Origin of the sequence: Caballeronia glathei (assembly GCF_000698595.1) — a bacterium.
In the GTDB taxonomy this organism is placed as follows: domain Bacteria; phylum Pseudomonadota; class Gammaproteobacteria; order Burkholderiales; family Burkholderiaceae; genus Caballeronia; species Caballeronia glathei.
In genome coordinates this window covers 1-19,662 of sequence record NZ_JFHC01000029.1, presented here as the reverse complement: position 1 = coordinate 19,662, position 19,662 = coordinate 1, and the positions used below count along the sequence as shown (strand labels likewise).

At 65.9% G+C, this 19,662-nt stretch carries 17 protein-coding genes; 5 read left to right on the top strand and 12 right to left on the bottom strand.

The genetic code is table 11. From position 1 onward, the window contains the following. Nucleotide 1: 1 nt before the first annotated feature. The 10 genes from BG61_RS18785 to BG61_RS18740 form a co-directional block, all read right to left on the bottom strand. Nucleotides 2-1,003, bottom strand: a complete 1,002-nt coding sequence (locus tag BG61_RS18785; RefSeq protein ID WP_035937677.1) for a dihydroxyacetone kinase subunit DhaK — start codon at nt 1,001-1,003, stop codon at nt 2-4. Nucleotides 1,004-1,056: 53 nt separating this feature from the next. After that, a complete protein-coding gene (locus BG61_RS18780; RefSeq protein WP_035937623.1) occupies nt 1,057-1,767 on the bottom strand; it encodes an ABC transporter ATP-binding protein in 711 nt (236 codons plus the stop codon). Continuing rightward, entirely contained in the window at nt 1,745-2,527 is a 783-nt protein-coding gene (locus BG61_RS18775; RefSeq protein WP_035937625.1) for an ABC transporter ATP-binding protein, read from the bottom strand. The genes BG61_RS18780 and BG61_RS18775 overlap by 23 nt, the downstream gene beginning before the upstream one ends. Then, nucleotides 2,524-3,567: a branched-chain amino acid ABC transporter permease gene (locus BG61_RS18770; RefSeq protein WP_051672638.1), complete on the bottom strand. Its 1,044-nt coding sequence runs from the start codon at nt 3,565-3,567 to the stop codon at nt 2,524-2,526. Before BG61_RS18770 ends, BG61_RS18775 begins: the two co-directional genes overlap by 4 nt. Then, nucleotides 3,564-4,433 (bottom strand): branched-chain amino acid ABC transporter permease, encoded by an 870-nt coding sequence (locus tag BG61_RS18765; protein WP_035937627.1) that lies wholly within the window; start codon nt 4,431-4,433, stop codon nt 3,564-3,566. Before BG61_RS18765 ends, BG61_RS18770 begins: the two co-directional genes overlap by 4 nt. A gap of 151 nt (nt 4,434-4,584) precedes the next feature. Then, complete coding sequence (locus BG61_RS18760) at nt 4,585-5,757, bottom strand: ABC transporter substrate-binding protein (protein WP_161783685.1); 1,173 nt, start codon at nt 5,755-5,757, stop codon at nt 4,585-4,587. Between the two features lie 129 nt (nt 5,758-5,886). Continuing rightward, on the bottom strand, nt 5,887-6,786 hold the full coding sequence (locus tag BG61_RS18755; protein ID WP_035937628.1) for an MBL fold metallo-hydrolase: 900 nt from the start codon (nt 6,784-6,786) through the stop codon (nt 5,887-5,889). Between the two features lie 21 nt (nt 6,787-6,807). After that, nucleotides 6,808-7,764 (bottom strand): D-2-hydroxyacid dehydrogenase family protein, encoded by a 957-nt coding sequence (locus BG61_RS18750; RefSeq protein ID WP_035937634.1) that lies wholly within the window; start codon nt 7,762-7,764, stop codon nt 6,808-6,810. Beyond that, nucleotides 7,764-9,689, bottom strand: coding sequence for an ABC transporter permease (locus BG61_RS18745; protein WP_051672636.1), 1,926 nt, complete (start codon nt 9,687-9,689; stop codon nt 7,764-7,766). The genes BG61_RS18750 and BG61_RS18745 overlap by 1 nt, the downstream gene beginning before the upstream one ends. A 24-nt stretch (nt 9,690-9,713) precedes the next feature. Continuing rightward, the gene (locus BG61_RS18740) at nt 9,714-10,994 is read right to left on the bottom strand and encodes an ABC transporter substrate-binding protein (RefSeq protein ID WP_051672635.1); all 1,281 of its coding nucleotides are present in this window, start codon (nt 10,992-10,994) and stop codon (nt 9,714-9,716) included. Nucleotides 10,995-11,190: 196 nt separating this feature from the next. On the opposite strand from BG61_RS18740, the gene BG61_RS18735 reads away from it, so the two are divergent. Both BG61_RS18735 and BG61_RS18730 read left to right on the top strand, forming a co-directional pair. After that, nucleotides 11,191-12,006 carry an ABC transporter ATP-binding protein gene (locus tag BG61_RS18735; protein WP_051672634.1) on the top strand — a complete coding sequence of 272 codons (816 nt, stop codon included), beginning with the start codon at nt 11,191-11,193 and terminating at the stop codon, nt 12,004-12,006. Next, nucleotides 11,999-12,691 (top strand): ABC transporter ATP-binding protein, encoded by a 693-nt coding sequence (locus BG61_RS18730; RefSeq protein WP_035937636.1) that lies wholly within the window; start codon nt 11,999-12,001, stop codon nt 12,689-12,691. Before BG61_RS18735 ends, BG61_RS18730 begins: the two co-directional genes overlap by 8 nt. Nucleotides 12,692-12,735: 44 nt before the next feature. Here the strand turns inward: BG61_RS18730 and BG61_RS18725 are convergent, their stop codons facing one another. Then, the gene (locus BG61_RS18725; protein ID WP_051672633.1) at nt 12,736-13,935 is read right to left on the bottom strand and encodes an acyl-CoA dehydrogenase family protein; all 1,200 of its coding nucleotides are present in this window, start codon (nt 13,933-13,935) and stop codon (nt 12,736-12,738) included. 222 nt (nt 13,936-14,157) lie between these two features. On the opposite strand from BG61_RS18725, the gene BG61_RS18720 reads away from it, so the two are divergent. Next, nucleotides 14,158-14,919, top strand: a complete 762-nt coding sequence (locus tag BG61_RS18720) for a protein-L-isoaspartate(D-aspartate) O-methyltransferase (RefSeq protein ID WP_035937637.1) — start codon at nt 14,158-14,160, stop codon at nt 14,917-14,919. Nucleotides 14,920-15,017: 98 nt separating this feature from the next. Further along, entirely contained in the window at nt 15,018-17,477 is a 2,460-nt protein-coding gene (locus BG61_RS18715; RefSeq protein ID WP_035937686.1) for a spermidine synthase family protein, read from the top strand. On the opposite strand, the gene BG61_RS18710 is transcribed toward BG61_RS18715, so the two are convergent. After that, nucleotides 17,431-18,360 carry a DMT family transporter gene (locus BG61_RS18710; RefSeq protein WP_035937639.1) on the bottom strand — a complete coding sequence of 310 codons (930 nt, stop codon included), beginning with the start codon at nt 18,358-18,360 and terminating at the stop codon, nt 17,431-17,433. The genes BG61_RS18715 and BG61_RS18710 overlap by 47 nt on opposite strands. A 97-nt stretch (nt 18,361-18,457) precedes the next feature. On the opposite strand from BG61_RS18710, the gene BG61_RS18705 reads away from it, so the two are divergent. Then, nucleotides 18,458-19,351: a LysR substrate-binding domain-containing protein gene (locus tag BG61_RS18705; protein ID WP_035937640.1), complete on the top strand. Its 894-nt coding sequence runs from the start codon at nt 18,458-18,460 to the stop codon at nt 19,349-19,351. Nucleotides 19,352-19,662 lie beyond the last annotated feature (311 nt).

The window sequence follows — 19,662 nt, the reverse complement described above, 5'->3', positions numbered from 1 at the left end:
GTCAGCGGCACCAGAACGGACAGTCGGCGGGCGCGCGCAGCAACGCTTCGAGTTCGTCGTCGAGGCGCTGCAGCGTGAGCGACGCGCCCGTCATTTCCATCGACGTCGCATAGCGTCCGACCATCGGCATCACGATCCCGACGCCGAGCGCCGACAGTTCCTGCGCCACCGCGCGATACAGGATGAACAGCTCCTCGAGCGGCGTGGCGCCGAGCGAGTTGACGAGCACGGACACCCGCTCGCCGCGCCCGATGCCCAGATCGTCCACCAGCCGCGCGAGCATCTCCCCCGCGATCGTGTCGGCCGACGCGAGCTTGCCGCGCCGGATGCCCGGCTCGCCGTGTATGCCCATGCCCATTTCCATTTCGTCGGCGCCGAGCGAGAAGGTCTCCTTGCCCGCTTCCGGCACGATGCAGGGCGTAAGCGCGACGCCGATCGAGCGGCATGCATCCACGCCCTTGCGCGCGATGCGCACCACGTCGCCGAGCGACGCCTCGGGACGCTCCGCCGCCGCGCCCGCGAGCTTGAACGCATACACGACGCCTGCCACGCCGCGCCGCTTGTGCGCTTCCTCGCGCCCTGCGCTCGCGACGTCGTCGTTCACGAGCACCGTTTCCGAACGCACGCCTTCGAGTTCGAGCAGCTCGCCCGCCATATCGAAGTTCATGCGGTCGCCGCCGTAGTTGCCGTAGACGCGCAGCACGCCGGCACCCTGCTCCGCAATGCGCATCGCATCGGCGCAGTCGCCGAGCGTCGGCCCGGCGAACACGTTGCCGACCGCGCACGCATCCAGCATGCCCGTGCCGACGTAACCCGTGAAAAGCGGCAGATGTCCCGAGCCGCCGCCCGATACGACGCCCACCTTGCCCTGGCGCGGCGCCTGCGCGCGCGCGATCACGCGCCCCGCTTCGCCCGCGCGCCGATAGACGTGCGGATACGCCTGGCACAGCCCGTCCAACGCTTCGTCGACATAAGCCGACGGCTGATTCATGATCTTCTTCATCGGTCTGTCCTCGTGCTGCATCGATGTGCCGGCAATGCGCCGGCCGTCCGGCGTCACACGCCGAGATAGGCGCTGCGCACGCTCGGGTCGCGCAACAGCACCTCGGTGGAATCTGTGTTGACGGAATGCCCCAGCTCGAAGATGACCGCACGCGATGCGAGATGCATCGCCCAGTGCGCGTTCTGCTCGGCCAGGATCACGGTCAGGTTCTCCTTGCTGCGGATATCCTCGAGAATGTCGCCGATCCGCTCGACGATGATCGGTGCGAGTCCGAGCGACGGCTCGTCGAGCAGGAACAGCTTCGGGCGCGACATGAGGGCGCGACCGATCGCGAGCATCTGCTGCTCGCCGCCGCTCAGGCTGCTCGCGTTCTGCTTCGCGCGCTCCTTCAGGCGCGGGAAGTACGCATAGATCTGCTCGATGCGCTCGCCCGCTTCCTCCTTCGGACGGGTATACGCGCCCATGCGCAGGTTCTCGGCGACGGACAACTGCGCAAAGACGCGCCGCCCTTCGGGCGAATAGCCGATGCCGCGCTTGACGATATCGAAGGTCCTCAGCTTGCCGATGTCGGCGCCGTCGAACACGATGCTGCCGCTCGCATACGACGCCATGCCGAGAATCGCCTTCATCGCGCTGCTCTTCCCGGCGCCGTTGCTGCCGACGAGCGCGAAGATCTCACCCTCCTCCACTGAGAACGACACGTTGTGCGTGCCCGCGATGCGTCCGTAGCGCACGTTGAGGTCAGATACGGTGATCAGCGGCATGGCCCCTCCCGAGATACGCCTCGATGACCTTTGGGTTCGCGAGCACTTCGAGCGGCGCGCCGGTCGCGAGTTCGTGACCCTGGTTCATCACCATCACGCGATCGCAGAGTCCCTTCATGAAGCGCATGTTGTGATCGATCACGATGACCGTCACGCCGCGCGAACGGATCTTGAGGATCGTATCGCGCACCTGGTCCGCTTCTTCCGCGCTCAGGCCCGCCACCGGCTCGTCGAGCATCACCATGCGCGGCTGCGCGGCGAGTGCGGCCGCCATGCCGAGCGTCTTCTGATAGCCGTAAGGCAGCCCGCCCGCCTTCAGATGCGCGACCTGCGCGAGATTGAGCCACTCCAGCAGCTCGCTCACGCGCGCCTCGGCCTCCTCGCGCATGCGCCGCGCGCGCCGCGTGTTGAGCATGGTCTGCACGAAGCCAGGATAAACGCCGAGGTACGCGCCGCGCAGCGCGTTCTCGTGCACCGTGCGATCGGCGTAGACGGTGGTCGACTGGAAGGTGCGCACGAGGCCCTTCGCGGCCAGCACGTGCGGCGCCGTGCCCGTCACCTTGCCGCCGCAAAACAGCACCGTGCCCCCGCTTGGCCGGATCACGCCGCTCACCAGATTGATTGCGGTGGTCTTGCCCGCGCCGTTCGGGCCGATGATGCCGAGGATCTCGTTCTCGTCCACATGGAACGTCAGGTCCGACACCGCGGCGAGTCCGCCGAAGTGACGTGTGAGACCGGTTACTTCGAGCAGAGGGTTCATCGGTTCCTCGCAGATCGGAAGCGTTCGAACGGGTTTGTCCTGAAGAGCGTGCCCATGTTGGCGATGCCACCGGGAAAGAACGCCATGACGAGGATGATGAGAATGCCGAAGAAGACGTGCTGCAACTCGACGTAGCCCCGCAGGAACTCCGGAAGCAGCACGACGAACACGGTGCCGACGAGCGGCCCGACAAGCGTGTACATGCCGCCGATCACGTTGATCACGACGAGATTGAGCGACTGCACGAGCGAGAACGAAGTCGGGTCGATGTAGCGCACGAAGTGGGCCTGCAGCGCTCCTGCAACGCCCACGATGCCGCAGGCGAGCACGAAGATCATCACCTTCGTGCGCAGCACCGGCACGCCCGAGCAGCGCGCGAGCGGCTCGCTTTCGCGGATGGCGTCGATCGCGCGGCCGACCTCCGAGTTCAGCAGCCGCGCGATGAACGCGAGGATCACCACCATGAAGCCGAGCGCAAGGTAGTAGAACGGCACCGGCGAGGCGAAGAGCGGACTTGGCGCCGGCACGCCGAAGATGCCGTTCGAGCCGCCCGTCACGCTCGACCAGTTCACGAAGATCATCCGCACGATCTCGCCGAACAGGAACGTGACCAGCACGAAGTACTTGCCGGTCAGGCGCAGCACGATAGGACCTACGACGAGCGCGAGCGCGGCCGGCACGATGAACGCCGCGACCACGGAGAGCGCAAACGGCAGATGGAACGTCATCGTGCCGATCACCGACGCATATGCACCGATGCCCATGAACGCCGCGTGTCCGAGCGTGACGTGTCCCGTGCGCACGACGAGATGCAGCGATGCGGCCGCGATCGCGGTGATGAACGTCGTCACCGCGACCGACATGACAAACTTCTCGTCGGAGGCGAGCGGCAGCGCGATCAGCACCGCGAGCAGCGCGGCCACGGCAGCGGGCCACGTGAAGGCGCCGTTGCCGCGCTTCGCCGTGGCATTCGAGGGAACGCGGCCGCCGGCGTCGAACTTGCCGAGGGCCGGGGAATTGCCAGCCGATTGTTTGCTCATGCCTCTTTTGCTCCAAGCAGTCCCCAGGGCCGGAAGATCAAGAGCAGGATCACGGCGCCGAAGGAAACGAAGACCGATGTGGCGTTGCCATAGAAGGTGCCGAGAAAGCTGTTCGCGAACCCGAGCAGCAGGCCGCCGAGCGCTACGCCCGGAATGCTGCCCATGCCGCCCAGAATCACGACGACGAACGCGATCATCAGCTGCGGCTCGCCGACGAACGGCGAGAGCGCATAGGTCTGCGCGTAGAAGCCACCCGCCAGCGCCGCCATGAAGATGGCGATGAAAAAAGCGAGCTTGTAGATGAACGTGCTGTTCACGCCCTGCGCTTCGGCGATCGACACGTCCTGCGCCGCGGCGCGCATCGCGAGGCCGTAGCGCGAATAGCGCGTGAAGACATAGAAGGCAAGCAGTGCCGCGGCCGCGATGCCCGCGATGATGAGCTTCTGCGCCGGGAAGATGACGTTGCCGAACTGCACGAGCGTATCGGTCGCGGGCGGCACCGAGCGTTCCTCCGCATTCCACAGGATGACCGCGGTGAACATCAGCGCCATGTCGAGCCCGAGCAGCCCGATCATGCTCTGGAACATCTTCTGGTAGAAAAACCGGTACACGATGCGCTCGAGAATCAGCGCGACCGTCGCGACCGCCAGCGCGGCGACGGGTGCGGCGACGAGATACGGCAGTCCCATGTTGCCGTAGAGGAAATAGAGGGCGTAGCCGCCGAGCATCGCGAATGCGCCGTGTGCGAAGTTGACGACGCGCATGATGCCGAAGAGCAGCGTGAAGCCGAGCGCGATGAGGATATAGATGGCGGAAAGCCCGATGCCGTCCACCGATATCTGCGCGAGCACTGCGGGTGTGAACATGTAACCTCCGGATCGGCGGGGACGGCGCGCGGCACCGTCCCCGCTCGCTAAGGGGCGCTTCTCATGCGGGAGCTGCTCATGCGGGAGCTGCTCATGCGGGATCTGCTGGTGCGGGATCTGCTGGTGCGGGACCTGCTGGTGCGGGACCTGCTCATTGCGGCGTGATGACCGCCTTCACGTTGGTCTTGCCGCCCTGCACTTCCTTGATGAGGAAGGTGTGCAGCAGCTGATGGTCCACGCCGTATTCCTGCTGCCCGGTCCATGCGATCTTGCCGAAGATCGGCGCGTCCTTGCCCTGCATCTTCTCGATCTGGTCGCGGATCTTCTGCGTGTCGGTGCTGTTGGCCGCGCGCATCGCGTCGAACAGGATGCTGGCGGCGTTGTAGTACACGGGCGCCATGCCGTTCATCACGCCCGGATACTTCTGTCGATACAAGTCGACGAACGGCTTCACGCGCGGCAGGCTCTCGTCGATCACGTCGTACTTGAGAAAGCCGTTCGCGAGCGGCCCGGCAATCTGCACGATCTCGTCCACCCCGGCGCCGCCCGACTGCACGATCAGCCCCTTGTAGCCGATCTGGCGGGCCTGCTTGATGAGCAGGCCGGCTTCGCCGGGCGCGTTGCTGTTCAGCTCGAAGATGTCCACGTTCTGCGCCATCATGCGCAGGAGAAGCGGCGTGAATTCCTTGGTGCCGCGTTCGTAATGCTCGTCCCAGACTTCATAGCCGTTCTTCTTGTACGCGGCGATGAGAATCGGCACGGCGGCCTGCCCGGTCGCGTCATTCGGCGCGATCATCCCGATCTTCTTCGCCTGCGGATGTGTCTTCTTCAGCCACTCGACGATCGGCTCCGAAAACTCCCGGTTGCTGTTGTTGACGCGAAACACGTATGCGCCCTTCCACTCGTTCTTCAGGATCGCCGGCGCGTAGCCGTCGACGAACTGCAGCACCTTCGCCGGCTCCGTCACAGGCAGCGAGCCGAGTGCACCGGGCGAGCCCACCGGACCGAAGATAATGCGCACCTTGTCCTGATTGACGAGGCGGTCCGCTGCCGTCTTCGCCTGTGCCGCGTTGTACTGGTCGTCGTAGGCGACCACGCTCAGCGTGTAGACCTTGCCGTCGAGCGTGAGCCCGCCCTTCTGGTTGGCCTGATCGACCGCGATCTGCAGGCCCCGCTGCAAGCCCTGCCCCCACGCCGTGCCGCCGCCCGAGAGCGACGCGATCACGCCGATCTTCAGCTCCTCGTTTGCGTGCGCAGGCGCCGGTGCGAAGCACTGCAACCCGGCGAGCGTCAACGCAGCTATCGCCCCAAGCGTTCCTTTCATGCTGCTCTCCTGATCGGTTCCGGGGTATGTTCCCCGCGCTAAAAATATATCATGCATTTTATATTTAATGAGTCCAGGGAAGATCGGTGATTCTCCCTAGACCTCTGCGATGACGGCGTGCTCTAGCAACTAGATCGCTTCGAATTCGAAGCGGAACTCGTCGCCGCGGCTGACGATGCGTCCCGCCGTCGGCGACGGGAAGTGCCCCGTCAGCACTTTTGTCCGCGTGTCGGCATAGCGCCGCATGAGGCCGACGCGCGTCTCGTACGCCTGCAGCGCATCGAAGTCGGCGAGGTTCGACAGGTGCGGATCGGCGAACTGCACCGGGTGGTGAATGACGTCTCCCGTCAGCACCGCATGGTCACCGTGCTCGTGTCCGACGTGAACGAATACGTGTCCCGGCGTATGGCCGCATGCGGGAGAAAGCCAGACGTCCTGCCCAAGTTCACGCTCGAAGACGTGATCCATCTCGACGAACTCCGCGAGCCCATGCTCGACGACGGGCAGCACGCTGTCGACGAACGAGCCGCGATTCACGGGCGTCTCCGGGTTCGACTGGTGCATCCGGTTGAAATGCTCGTATTCGACGCGGCCCATGATGTAGCGGGCGCGCGGAAACGTCGGCACCCAGCGGCCGTTGTCGAGCCGCGTGTTCCAGCCGACGTGATCCGTATGCAGATGCGTGCACATCACGAAGTCGACCTCTTCGGGCTTCACGCCGATCGCGGCGAGGTTCTCCAGATACGGCGTCTGCAGGTTGGTCCACGCGGGCATCGACGGACGCTGCTTGTGGTTGCCGTTGCACGTGTCCACGAGAATGGTGTGATGCTTCGTGCGGATGACATACGTGTGAAAGCTCAGGTACAGCTTGAACTGCACCGGGTCGATGAAATCGGGGCCGAGCCAGCCGCGCTGCGCATCGAGAAACGCGGGATCGATCGAAGGAAAGAGCCAGTCGGCATTGAGCGCCATGCGATCGATTTCACTTACCTTGCGGATTTCCGTGTTGCCGATCTTCTGTATCTGCATCGCATTCTCCTGTTTGATTTGCTACGCAAGCGTGTTCAGCGCGCGCACGGGCCGGCCGTCGAGAAACGCCACGATGTCCTCGAGCGCGCCGCGGTAGATCAAGCGGTAGTTTTCCTCGGTCACGTAGCCCACGTGCGGCGCGAGCACCACGTTGTCGAGCGCGAGGAACGGGTGCTGCGCCTGCATGGGCTCGACATCGAAGACATCGAGCGCCGCGCCGCCGATCCTGTGGTTCGCGAGCGCCGCGACGAGAGCGCGTTCGTCCACGATCGGCCCGCGCGCCGTGTTCACGAGATACGCACCCGGCTTCATCAGCGCCAGTTCGCGCTCGCCGATGAGGCCGCGCGTGCGGTCGGCAAGCTTCAGATGAATCGACACGACGTCGCTCTCGCGCAGCAGCGCGTCGAGCTCGACGCGCTCGGCGCCGGCCTCGCGCGCCGCCTCCGGCGTGAGCCGCTGGCTCCAGGCGAGCACCTTCATGCCGAGCACGGTGCCGTAGCCCGCCATCTGCCGGCCGAGATTGCCGAGCCCTATTACGCCGAGCGTCTTGCCGTGCAGCCCGACTCCGAGCGTCGTTTGCCAGCGTCCCTCGCGAATCGCGCGCTCCTCCTGCGGGATTGAGCGCGCGAGCGCGAGCATCAGGCCGAGCGCCATTTCGGCGGCGGGGGTCGGCAGGTCATCGGTGCCGCATACCTGCACGCCGTGCGCAGTCGCCGCGTCGATATCGACGGATGCGTTCCACATCGCCGCCGTGATCAGCAGCCTGAGCCGCGGCAGGCGCGCGATCAGTTCGCGCGGAACCTTCGTGCGCTCGCGCATCAGCACCACGGCGTCGAAGGGTTCGAGGCGTTGCGCGAGGGCGTCGATGTCGTCGAGGTGATCGGGAAAGGCGGTGACCGTCGCGCGGTCGCCGAGGCTCGCCCAGTCGGCCATGCGCATGGCGACGTTCTGGTAATCGTCAAGCAGAGCGACTTTCATCACAGGTCGGAACTCCGTTGTATGGTCGTTTCATCGGAACTTGCATGGCTTGCGGGCTGCGCGCGCGACGGCATGCGCGCCGCGGGCCTGCCGTCGAACACCGGCATGCGATGCAGGATTTCTCCGAGCACGCCGCGCCTGAACACGAGCACGACGATCACGAACGTGACGCCCAGCACGAGGCTGCCGCTATCCGTGACGGTGCTCAGGTAATCGCGCAGGAACACCACGATGCCCGCGCCGAGCATCGGCCCGAACACGGTGCCCGCGCCGCCGAGCAGCGTCATCATGATCGGCTCGCCGGACGCGCGCCAGTACACGGATTCGAGACTCACGAACTCGTGATTGAGCGCGAACAGCGAGCCGGCGATGCTGATGAGGAACGCCGAGAGCACATACGCGCGCAGGCGCAGTCCCTGCACGTTGTAGCCGACGCTCTGCATGCGGCGCTCGCTGTCGCGCGCGCCGGAGAGCGCAAGGCCGAACGGCGAGCGGATCACGAGGAACACGAACGCGACGGCCGCGGCAATCACGGCGAGTGCCGCGTAGTAGAACGTCACCTGGTTTTCGAGGCTCACGCCGAAGATCGACCCGCGCGTGATGCCGTGCAGGCCGTCCTCGCCGCCGGTATAGCGCGGCGACTGGTTGATCACGAAGTAGACGATTTCCGCGAGCGCGAACGTCACCATCGAGAAGTAGATGCCCTTCTTGCGCGCGATGAGTGCGCCGAACACGAGCGCCACGAGCGTGGCGATCACGACGCCGCCCGCGAAGCCGATCCACATCGGATAGTGCAGCCGCGAGATCAGGATGCCGGTGATGTAGGCGCTGCCGCCCCAATAGGCCGCCTGTCCGAATGACAGCAGGCCCGCGAAGGCGAACAGCATGTCGAAGCCGAGCGCGCACAGTCCCCACAGGACGATGTCGGCCGCGAGCACCGGATAGACGAGCCACGGCAGGACGAGGCCGATCGCAAGCGCGAGCGCCTTCAGTTTCCAGCCCATCACGAGGCGCCGCGCTGCGGGCGTGATCGGCGTGTAGTGCAGCGGGAAGTGCGCGACGTCGATGCCGCGGAAGATGCCTCCCGGCCGCACGATCAGCACGACGATCATGAGCAGATAAGTGGCAGCGTTGGCCGCGGGCGGATACCAGATCGCCGCGAGCGCCGACACCACGCCCACCGTGAAGCCCATGACGACCGAACCGGCAATCGATCCCAGCCCGCCCGCGACGACCACCGCGAAGGTCGTCGCGATCATCTCCTGCCCCATGAACGGCGAGATGTTGCGCAGCGGCGAGGCGAGCACGCCCGCGATCGCCGCGAGCCCCGCGGCGAAGGCGAACGTGCCGCACACGAGCAGCGGCACGCGCACGCCGAAGCAGCGCAGCAGCTCGGGCCGCTCGGTGCCCGCGCGCACGAGTGCGCCGAGCCGGGTGCGTTCGAGCAGGAGCCACGTCGCGCCGCAGATCGCGAGCGAGAGCATCAGCACGAAGAAGCGGTACTTCGGATAGACGATGAAGCCGAGGTCGATCGCGCCCGCGAGCGCGCCCGGCACGAGAAACGGCGCGCCCTGCACGGCAAAGAAATGCCGCATCGAGTCTTCGATGATGAGCGTGAGGCCGAACGTCAGCAGCAGGTTGTACGACGGATCGAGCCCGTAGAGGCGCCGGAGGAAAAGCCGCTCCAGCACCACGCCGAAGCCGCCGATCACGACCGGGGCCACCAGCAGCGCGACCCACAGCGACAGCCCGAAGTTCGAGCCCACAGTGAACGCGATGAACGCCCCGAGCATGTAGAGCGCGCCGTGGGCGAAGTTCACGACCCGCATCATGCCGAAGATCACGCTCAGGCCGAGGCTCATGAGCGCGATGAAGCCTCCGTTGACGAGGCCGTTGAACAGTTGCGAAATATAGTATTGCGACATGGGCGCACCTCGGTGGACGCAGTCTTACCAGTCGTGCTTGCAGGTACTTTCGGAAGCGGGCATGAACGCGTCCTTGCCGCTGACGGTCGCGAGCACGGTGAAGACGTCGTCGGGCGTCTTCACCTCGCTTGCCTGCTTGACCTGCTCGAGATAGACGTCGCGCACGACGATGTGGTCGGCCTTGCGGAACGTCGCGTTGCGGCTGAAGAAGTCGTCGAAGCTCGAGCCTTCCAGCGCGGCCGCGATCTTGTCGGGATCGTCCGAGCCGATCTTCTTGACCGTGCCGAGCACCTGCATGACCGCCGAATAGTTGCCCGCGTGAAGGCTGCCGGGCGTGAACCCGTACGCCTTCCTGAAGCGCACGGTCCAGTCACGCGTGCGGGTGTCGTAGTTCCAGTACCAGGGGTCGGCGAGAATCGCGCCGGACCACGCCGAGATGCCTAGCGCCGCCACGTCGGTGAGGTTCATCTGGCCGGGCACGATGCGCACCGAGCCGTTCATCAGCCCGAACTCGCCCGCCTGCTTCACCGCGTTGCGAAGGTCCTGCCCCGACTCCAGCACGCCGATCGCGTCCGCCTTTGCGGCCTGGGCCTTCAGCAGGAAGCTGGAGAAGTCGTCGTTGGGGAACGGCACCATGTCGTTGCCCACCACCGTGCCGCCCGCGGCCGTCGCGGCGCGGCGGAACTGGTCGAGCAGCGAATGGCCGAACGCGTAGTCGGCGGTGATGAAGTACCAGCGTTTCGCGCCGAGCTTCGTCACCTTCGTGGCCGCGAGATTGGCGAGCGCATAGGTATCCCATGCGTAGTGCCACGCGTATTTGGTGCAGAACTCGTTGGTGAGCGCGGTCGTGCCCGGGCTCACGAAGGTCGTCGTGACCTTGTACTTCTTCGCGAGCTTCGCCACTTCGATCGCCGCGGCCGAGCCGGTCACGTCGGTGATCATGTTCACGCCCTGCGTCTCGATCAGCTGGCGCGTCTTGTTGACCGTGATGCCGACATCGAGCTTGTTGTCGAGCACGATCATCTTGATCGGCACGCCGTTCACGTTGCCGCCGAAATCCGCGATCGCCATCTTGACCGCGTCGACGGAACCTTTGCCCGACGTGTCGGAGTACACGGTTGAGAGGTCAGTGATGACAAGAATGGTGAACGCCTTGCCGCTCATCTGCGCGCGGGCGTCGCCGCCTGCAAGGCCCGCGAGGCCCGCCAGCCCCACTGCTGCCAGTCCTGCCGCCAGCTTGCGCGCCCAGCGCGCCGACTTCCTTTTGCCGCGCCGCGCGGCGCTTCGCCCACCACCGAATGCCATGGCTGTCTCCGATAATTTTTTGATGAACCGTAGGCCGTCCTGCAGGAATGCATTGTATATTAGCAACCAGAAATTATTTTTTATTTTTTATATTTTCACCGCAGAAAAGGTCCGGCCCGACCGTGGAAAGCGGCTCGCCGGCACACGCCGACAAGAGACCGGCGGACATGAGACGCATCGACCAAAGGAGGTCGCAATGCCAGCAGTTGCTGAAAACGCGCGACAAGTGGAAGCGAGCCGAACGAGGCAAGCGCTCGTGCTCGAAACCCGCGGCCTGCGCAGGGAATTCGCCGGATTCGTCGCGGTGGCGGGCGTCGATCTGCGCTTCGAGGGAACCGGCGTGTTCGGCATCATCGGGCCGAACGGCGCAGGCAAGACGACCTTCTTCAATCTTCTCAGCAGCTTTCTGAAGCCTTCCGCGGGGACGGTGCACTACGACGACACCGAGATCTCGCGGCTCAATCCGCAGCGTGTGTCGAGGCTCGGCATCGTGCGCAGCTTTCAGATCACGAGCATCTTCGGGCACATGAGCGTCGCGGAGAACCTGCTCCTGCCGATGCAGCGCCGCGCGTCGAGCGGCTGCGAATTCTGGCGCCGCAGCCGCGGCCTCGACGAACACCGGCAGGAGATCCAGGACATCATGGACGAGGTGGGCATCGCGCGGACGTGGCGCGACGAGCAGGCATCCGCCCTTCCCTACGGCCTGAAGCGTTCGCTCGAACTCGGCATCAGCCTCGCGAGCCGGCCGCGCGTGCTGCTGCTCGACGAGCCGACGGCGGGCATGTCGTCGCAGGACATCGGCCGCATCATCGACCTGATCCGGGAGATCGCGCGCGAACGCATGGTCATCATGGTGGAACACAACCTGCGCGTCGTGTCCGATCTCGCACGGCAGATCATCGTGCTGCAGCAGGGCAGCGTGCTCACGGTCGGCACGTATGACGAGGTGCATTCCGATCCGCGCGTGATCGAAGCCTATCTGGGCGGCAAAAGGAGTCACGGCCATGCTTGAAGTCACCAACCTCCATGCGTCGTACGGCGAGACCAACGTGCTGCACGGCGTCGGCTTCGACGTGCAGGCGGGCGAAGTGGTCACGCTCATCGGCCGCAACGGCGTGGGCAAGACGACGACGCTCAAGGCCATCATCGGCGAGATGCGCCAGCGCAGCGGCCAGGTCCGCTTCAAGGGCACCGACATGCTGCCGCTCGGGCCCGAGCGAACCGCGCGCGCCGGCATCGGCTACGTCGCCGAGGACCGGGGCATCTTCGCCACGCTCTCCGTGATCGAGAACCTGACCATCTCGCCCGTGCGCGGCCCGGCGGCCTGGCCGCTCGAGCGCATCTTCGAGCTCTTTCCCGTGCTGCACAAACGCAGCCACCAGAAGGCGTCGACGCTCTCGGGCGGCGAGCAGCAGATGCTCGCCATCGCGCGGCCGCTGCACATGGGCTCGCAGCTCATCCTGCTCGACGAGCCCACCGAGGGTCTCGCGCCCGTGATCGTCGACCGCATCGGCGACGTGATCCTGCAGCTCAAGGCCGACGGGCGCACCGTGCTGCTCGTCGAACAGAACCTGCGCTTTGCCATCTCCGTCGCCGACCGCCACAACCTGATGGTCGACGGGAAGATCATCCAGACGCTCTCCAACGCCGACGTGATCGAGCGCGAACACGAACTGCTCGAACACCTCGGCGTGTGAGCGACCCTGCCGCGCGAACGCCCGTTCGCGCGGCAGGCTGCGCGTCAATACGAGCGCGGCAGTCCCAGCACGTGTTCGCCGAGAAACGACAGGATCAGGTTCGTCGAGATCGGCGCGGTCTGGTACAGCCGCACCTCGCGCCACTTGCGCTCGATGTCGTATTCCTTCGCATAGCCAAAGCCGCCGTGGGTCTGCAGCGCGGTGTCGGCCGCCTGCCAGGTGGCCTCGGACGCGAGCAGCTTCGCCATGTTCGCTTCCGCGCCGCACGGCCGGCCGCCTTCGAAGAGCGCGGCGGCCTTGCGCGCCATCAGGTCCGCGGCTTCGAGCTGCATGTAGGCGCGCGCGAGCGGAAACTGGACCGCCTGGTTCTGCCCGATCTTGCGGCCGAACACCTCACGCTCGTTCGCATAATCGACCGCCTTCTGAAGCAGCCAGCGCCCGTCGCCGATGCACTCCTGCGCGACCAGGATGCGCTCGGCATTCATGCCGTCGAGAATGTAGCGAAAGCCCTTGCCCTCCTCGCCGATCAGGTTGTCCACCGGCACTTCGAGGTTCTCGATGAACACTTCCGTCGTGTTGTGGTTGATCATCGCCGGGATCGGGCGAATGTCGATGCCCCGGCCCTTCGCCTCGCGCAGGTCGACGATGAGCGTCGAGAGCCCGTCGGTGCGCCGCGCGCATGCTTCCACGGGCGTCGTGCGCACAAGCAGCAGCATGAGGTCGGAGTGGAGCGCGCGCGAAGTCCATACCTTCTGGCCGTTGACGACATACACGTCGCCACGCCGCTCGGCGCGGGTCCTGATGCGCGTGGTGTCGGAACCGGTGGTCGGCTCGGTCACGCCGAACGCCTGAAGCCTCAGCGCGCCCGATGCGATGTCCGGCAGATAGCGGCGCTTCTGCCCGGCGTTGCCGTGGCGCAGCAGCGTGCCCATGATGTACATCTGCGCATGCGCGGGACTCGCCACGCAGCCGTTCGCGTTGATCTCTTCGAGAATGACGGCCGCCGCGCGCAGCGGCATGCCGGAGCCGCCGTATTCCTCGGGAATGAGCGCGCCGAGAAAGCCCGCGGCGGTCAGCGCGGCGACGAACTCGGTCGGATAACCGCTCTCCGCGTCGAGCCTGCGCCAGTATGCGGCGGGAAAGTCGGCGCAGATGCGGGCGACTGCATCGCGCAATTGCGCATGATCGTTCCGTTCGGTGGAGACCAGGACTTCGCTGTCGGTGTAGCTTGCAGTCGTGTTCATCAACGGGGCTTTGCGCTCGATCCGGGATGACACGAGTGTATTGACGCCCCGGTACGCGCGCTAATGAAACCTTTCGATCACGTGAGACGTTGCGGTTATATCGGGAATAACCAGCACTGCGACCGGCACGGCGTGGCGACCGGCCTGCCATTCTCGCGGCGCAGCATGCGACAGCGCGCCTGCGCACGGGCGTAAAATGACGCACGTCAGGCAACGGAGGGCATGGTGAAACCGACGACGCTCCGTCTGCGCATTCCGATACCGGCGCTCGCTCTGATGTGCGCGATGTGCGCGATGTGCGTTGCATCCGCGGCCCGCGCCGCCGACGATTTCGCGTCGCTGCGCGCGAAGATGGTGAAGGACATTGCGTTGCTCACCGCCGGCACCAGCGAGGAAACCGGCAGGCAGTCCATCGATGCGCGCGTCATGGCGGCGATGGAACAGGTGCCTCGCCACGAGTTCGTTCCGCCCGCGCAGGTGCCCTACGCATACGAGAACAGACCGCTTCCCATCGGCTACGGCCAGACGATTTCGCAGCCCTACATCGTCGCGCTGATGACCGACCTGATGATGGTCAAGCCTACCGATGCGGTGCTCGAAATCGGCACCGGCTCCGGCTACCAGGCGGCGATCGTCGCGCGCCTCGCACGCTCGGTCCATTCCATCGAGATCGTCGAGCCCCTCGGGCGGCAGGCGCAGGAGCGCTTGCAGCGGCTCGGGTACACGCAGGTGGAGACCCGGATCGGCGACGGCTATTACGGCTGGGAGGCTCATGCGCCCTACGACGCCATCATCGTGACGGCTGCCGCGAGCCACGTGCCGCCACCGCTCGTGCGGCAGCTGAAGCCGGGCGGCAGGATGGTGATTCCGGTCGGTGCGCAGTTCCTCACGCAATATCTGCTGCTCGTGCACAAATCGGCGGACGGAATGGTTTCCACGAGACAGATCCTGCCCGTCAGGTTCGTGCCGCTGGTCGGACACTGACGCGGCATTCGACGCACCCGGGCGAGGCGGCAATGGAACGTGACGACTGCGCGAACCTCGCCCCGCGCCGGACGGCGGCCACACGGCCCGCGACACCGATGCCCGCCGTGCCGCTGTTCGCGCTGTCCCTCCTCTCGGCTGCCGCGCTCGGCTACGAGATCCTCCTGATGCGGCTCTTCTCGATCATCCTGTGGCACCACTTCGCCTACATGATGATCAGCGTCGCGCTGCTCGGTTACGGCGCCGCCGGCGCGATGGTGGCGCTCGCGCAGCGCTGGCTCGCGCATCGCTTCACGGCCGTGTTCGCGAGCGGAGCGGCGCTGTTCGGACTCTGTTCCGTGGCCGCGTTCGCGCTCGCCCAGCAGGTCGCGTTCAATCCGCTCGAGATCCTGTGGGACCCGCGGCAGCCGCTGCGCCTCCTCGTGATCTATCTTCTGCTGTTCGTGCCCTTCTTCTGCGCCGCGACGAGCATCTGCCTCACGTTCACGCGCTTCGTCGAGCAGATTCCCCGCATCTACGGTTTCGACATCCTGGGCGCCGGGCTGGGCAGCCTTGCCATCATCGCCGCGCTGTTCGTCCTCGCGCCGGTCGACGCGCTCTGGCTCGTATGCGGCGCGGGTCTCGCGTCGGCGGCGCTCGCGTGCGTCGAGTGCCGCTGGCATCGGCGCTTCCTTCCGGCCGTGCTGCTCGGCGCCGCGCTCGTCCTGCCAGCCGCGCTGCCGCGCGACTGGGTCGCGCTGAAACCGTCGGAATACAAGGAACTGAGCCAGATCCTGCGCATCAGGGACGCGCGCGTGATCGCCGAAAGCTCGAGCCCGCTCGGTCTCGTCACGATCGTCGAAACCCCTTCGATTCCCCTGCGCCACGCGCCCGGCCTGAGCCTGAACGCGACGATGGAGCCGCCGCCGCAACTGGCCGTCTTCACCGACGGCGACGGCCTCTCCGCGCTCAATCACTACGACGGACGGCGCGAGCCGCTCAGTTACCTCGACTACCTCACGTCCGCGCTTCCGTATCATCTGCTCGTGCGTCCGAAGACGCTGGTGCTCGGCAGCGGCGCCGGCGCCGACGTGCTGCAGGCGCTCTATCACCGGGCAAGCGCCATCGACGCGGTCGAACTGAATCCGCAGGTGATCGACGCCGTACAGGGGCGCCTCGCGGCGTTCTCCGGCAAGCCCTACAGCGCGCCGGGCGTGCGCGTGTTCGCCGGCGAAGCGCGCAGCTTCATCGCCGGACGCGCGGGGCGCTATGACCTCATTCAGGTCGCGCTGCTGGATTCGTTCAGCACTTCGTCAGCGGGGCTCTACGCGCTGTCCGAGAGCTACCTGTACACGGTAGAGGGGTTCGAGGATTATCTGCGCCATCTGAACGCGGGCGGGATGCTCGCGATCACGCGCTGGGTGACGCTGCCGCCACGCGACATCCTGAAGCTCTTCGCCACGGCGATCGTGGCGATGGAGAACGCCGGCGTGCCCGATCCCTCGCGCCGGCTCGTGCTGATCCGCGGCTGGAAGACCGCCACGCTGATCGTCAGAAACGGCGAGTTCAGCGCGGCACAGATCGATGCGCTGCGCGCCTTCTGCCGCGCGCGCTCGTTCGACGTCGAATACTATCCCGGCATGCAGGCCGCGGAAGCGAACCGCTACAACGTGCTCGACAAGCCGCATGTCTTCGACGCCGCGCAAGCCCTGCTCGGCAACGGCCGCGACGACTTCCAGGCGCGCTACAAGTTCGATGTCCGCCCCGCGACGGACGACAAGCCGTACTTCTTCCACTTCTTCAAATGGCGCTCGCTGCGCGAACTCGCCGGACTGAAGGAGCAAGGCGGCCTGCCGCTCCTGGAATGGGGCTATCCCGTGCTGATCGCGACGCTCCTTCAGGCGAGCGCCGCCGCGCTGATACTGATCCTGCTTCCGCTCTGGATCTTGCGGCGCCGCCAGCGGGTGACGGCGCGGGAGCACGGTGCTTCGGGAACCGCCGAACCGTCCGGCTGGCAGATCGCGTTCTATTTCCTCGCGATCGGCTTCGCCTTCATGTTCGTCGAGATCGCGTTCATCCAGAAGTTCATCCTGTTCCTCGGCCACCCGCTTTATGCCGTCGCGGTCGTGCTATGCGCGTTCCTTGCCTTTGCCGGGCTCGGGAGCCGCCATTCGCAGCGACTGCATGCGAGCGGTCCTGCCGGGCCGCGCCGCGTCAGGGACCGGCGCTCCCTGCTCGCCAAGGCCGTTGCCGCCGTGTGTATCGTGTGCGTGGCTTACCTCGCGCTGCTTCCGTTGCTGTTGCGCCTGATGATGCCGCTGCCCGATCCGGTGAAGATTGGTGTCTGCGTGCTGCTCGTCGCGCCGCTCGCGTTCGCGATGGGCATGCCGTTCCCGCTCGGACTCGGACGCACCGCCGCGAGCAGCGAAACGCTCGTGCCCTGGGCGTGGGCGATCAACGCGTGCGCCTCGGTGGTCGCCGCGGTGCTCGCCACCGTGCTCGCTATTCATCTCGGCTTCACCGCGGTCGTCCTCATCGCGCTCGTGCTGTATGTCGGGGCTGCGCTGGCGTGTCCGTGACAGGAGGACGAAGCTTGCCGCCCTGCAGCAGATAGACCCCTCCGAGTATGCAGGCCATCGCGGCGAGATCGGTCGGACGGACCGGCTCGCCGGCAAACACCACACCGATCAGGAGCGCGATCACAGGCGGGATGTACGTCACGCTCGACGCCGCCATCGCGCCCAGCCGCCGCACGATGAAGTAGTACAGCATGTAGGCGACGCCCGTTCCCATGAGCCCCAGCCCGAGCACGAGGCCGGCCGACGCGCGCGCGTCGGAGGCGATGTTGGTGATTCCGTGGAAGTCCGTCACCGCGCCAATCGCGACGAGCGCGAAGCCGATCTGCCACGTGGACAACGCGAGCGGCGACAGATCGAGCTTCGCGAGAAAGCGCCGGGCGTAGGCGAAGGAACAGCCCACGCTGAGCGAGCCCGCGACCATGTAGAGCACGCCGGGGAGGCTCACGCCGCCCGCCACGCCCGCCCACGGACGCGCGATCATCAGCACGCCGGCGAACCCCGCAGCGACGCCCGCCATCATGCGCGGCGTCGGGCGCTCGTCGCGCAGCAGCACGAGCGCGCAGACGCACGAGAAAAGCGGGATCGCGCCGCTCAGCATGCCGGCCACGCTCGACAGCAGCAAGGCGGCGCCCTCTGCGAACGCGTAGTAGTAGACGGCGGTCGCGAGCAGCGACATCACGATAAAGTGATGCGCGTGGCGCAGATGCCGCCAGCGCAGCGAGCGCGTGGCGAGCGCGACGACGAGGATCGGCAGGAAGCCGAACAGCACGCGCAGAAAAACGATCTGGGCAGCGGAGATATGCACGCTCGCCCATCGCATGAAGAGAAAATTCGAGCCCCAGATGAGGCCGAGCAGCGCAAACGCGAGATACGAGGGATTCATGACCGGGCGGGATGGTTGTATCGACGGCCCATTGTCGCGAGGCGCGCATTCGGGTACAAACGATAAATCGTCAGCGATGAGATAGAAAAACTCCCCCATGCCTGCCTATCCACCCCTGAAAACGTTGATAGCCATGGAAGCGGCCATGCGCCTTGGCAGTTTTACTCTTGCGGCAAGCGAGCTGAACGTGACGCCGGGCGCCATCGGCCAGCAGATACAGAAGCTCGAGGAATGGCTCGGCGTCGCGCTTTTCGTGCGGCAGATCCGCCAGGTCACGCCGACGCCCGAGGGACGCGCGTACTACGCCCAGATCCAGCCGGCGCTCGCGCAGATCGTGCACGCCAGCCGGCGCATGCGCGAGCGTCAGGGGAAAGGCGTGACGCTGTCGGTTCCGCCGGGGTTCGCGGCGAAGTGGTTCGCGCCTCGCATGGCGGACTTCCTGAAGGCGCATCCCGGCGTCGCGCTGAACCTCACGACATCGACGGCGTTCGTCGATTTCGAACTCGACGGCATCGACCTTGCGATTCGCCATTTCGACGGCAATGCGCCCGGCCTCTCGGTGCACAAGCTCGGCGACGACGAAGCGCGGCTCTACTGCTCACCCGCCTACGCGCGCGAGCACGGGATCAGCAAGCCTGAGGACCTGCACCGCGCAACGCTGCTGCACAACACGCTGCACCCGCACTGGCTGGCCTGGCTGACACGCTACTCGCGGCTCACCGACGCGCAGATAGAAAGCATCGCGGGCATCCAGTTCGATCAGTCGCTCATCGCCATCGAGGCGGCGGTGCGCGGGCAAGGCGTCGTGCTGACGAGCGCGATGCTGACCGAGGGCGAGCGCGCGAGCGGCTCGCTCGTCGAGCCGTTCAGGCACGCCCTGCCGCTCCCGACGGCGTACTACGTCGTGCATCCCGCATCGGCTGGCCTTCAGCCGTCGGCGCGCGCACTCAAGGAGTGGCTCCTCGCGACGTCGGCGGCGCGCGGGAAATGAGCGAGGGCCAGGCTCGGCCCAGCGTCCGGATCGATTACGTGCGGCAACGCTTGGGTCGCGCGCTACGGGTTCCCGGGACGGCATGCCGGCCGCACATGCTTTCGGAACCGGCGCACGTCGCGCGCCGCTGACATGGGTGCCCGCGATTTCGCACGATCGTCCGCTCGACGTCACCCCTTCGAACACCCGCCCTACGACTATCGATCTATCTCAATAAAGAGAAATAATTAATCAACCGTACGGTCGGTTTATCTATACTTGGGCCACGTTTGTTACGGAGCCCGCATGTACACCCAATCCCTCGATATCCC

Excerpts from the sequence above, each read along its gene's own strand:
- BG61_RS18785 (WP_035937677.1), bottom strand. The coding sequence starts at position 1,003 with ATGAAGAAGATCATGAATCAGCCGTCGGCTTATGTCGACGAAGCGTTG.
- BG61_RS18780 (WP_035937623.1), bottom strand. The coding sequence starts at position 1,767 with ATGCCGCTGATCACCGTATCTGACCTCAACGTGCGCTACGGACGCATC.
- BG61_RS18775 (WP_035937625.1), bottom strand. The coding sequence starts at position 2,527 with ATGAACCCTCTGCTCGAAGTAACCGGTCTCACACGTCACTTCGGCGGA.
- BG61_RS18770 (WP_051672638.1), bottom strand. The coding sequence starts at position 3,567 with ATGAGCAAACAATCGGCTGGCAATTCCCCGGCCCTCGGCAAGTTCGAC.
- BG61_RS18765 (WP_035937627.1), bottom strand. The coding sequence starts at position 4,433 with ATGTTCACACCCGCAGTGCTCGCGCAGATATCGGTGGACGGCATCGGG.
- BG61_RS18760 (WP_161783685.1), bottom strand. The coding sequence starts at position 5,757 with ATGAAAGGAACGCTTGGGGCGATAGCTGCGTTGACGCTCGCCGGGTTG.
- BG61_RS18755 (WP_035937628.1), bottom strand. The coding sequence starts at position 6,786 with ATGCAGATACAGAAGATCGGCAACACGGAAATCCGCAAGGTAAGTGAA.
- BG61_RS18750 (WP_035937634.1), bottom strand. The coding sequence starts at position 7,764 with ATGAAAGTCGCTCTGCTTGACGATTACCAGAACGTCGCCATGCGCATG.
- BG61_RS18745 (WP_051672636.1), bottom strand. The coding sequence starts at position 9,689 with ATGTCGCAATACTATATTTCGCAACTGTTCAACGGCCTCGTCAACGGA.
- BG61_RS18740 (WP_051672635.1), bottom strand. The coding sequence starts at position 10,994 with ATGGCATTCGGTGGTGGGCGAAGCGCCGCGCGGCGCGGCAAAAGGAAG.
- BG61_RS18735 (WP_051672634.1), top strand. The coding sequence starts at position 11,191 with ATGCCAGCAGTTGCTGAAAACGCGCGACAAGTGGAAGCGAGCCGAACG.
- BG61_RS18730 (WP_035937636.1), top strand. The coding sequence starts at position 11,999 with ATGCTTGAAGTCACCAACCTCCATGCGTCGTACGGCGAGACCAACGTG.
- BG61_RS18725 (WP_051672633.1), bottom strand. The coding sequence starts at position 13,935 with ATGAACACGACTGCAAGCTACACCGACAGCGAAGTCCTGGTCTCCACC.
- BG61_RS18720 (WP_035937637.1), top strand. The coding sequence starts at position 14,158 with ATGGTGAAACCGACGACGCTCCGTCTGCGCATTCCGATACCGGCGCTC.
- BG61_RS18715 (WP_035937686.1), top strand. The coding sequence starts at position 15,018 with ATGCCCGCCGTGCCGCTGTTCGCGCTGTCCCTCCTCTCGGCTGCCGCG.
- BG61_RS18710 (WP_035937639.1), bottom strand. The coding sequence starts at position 18,360 with ATGAATCCCTCGTATCTCGCGTTTGCGCTGCTCGGCCTCATCTGGGGC.
- BG61_RS18705 (WP_035937640.1), top strand. The coding sequence starts at position 18,458 with ATGCCTGCCTATCCACCCCTGAAAACGTTGATAGCCATGGAAGCGGCC.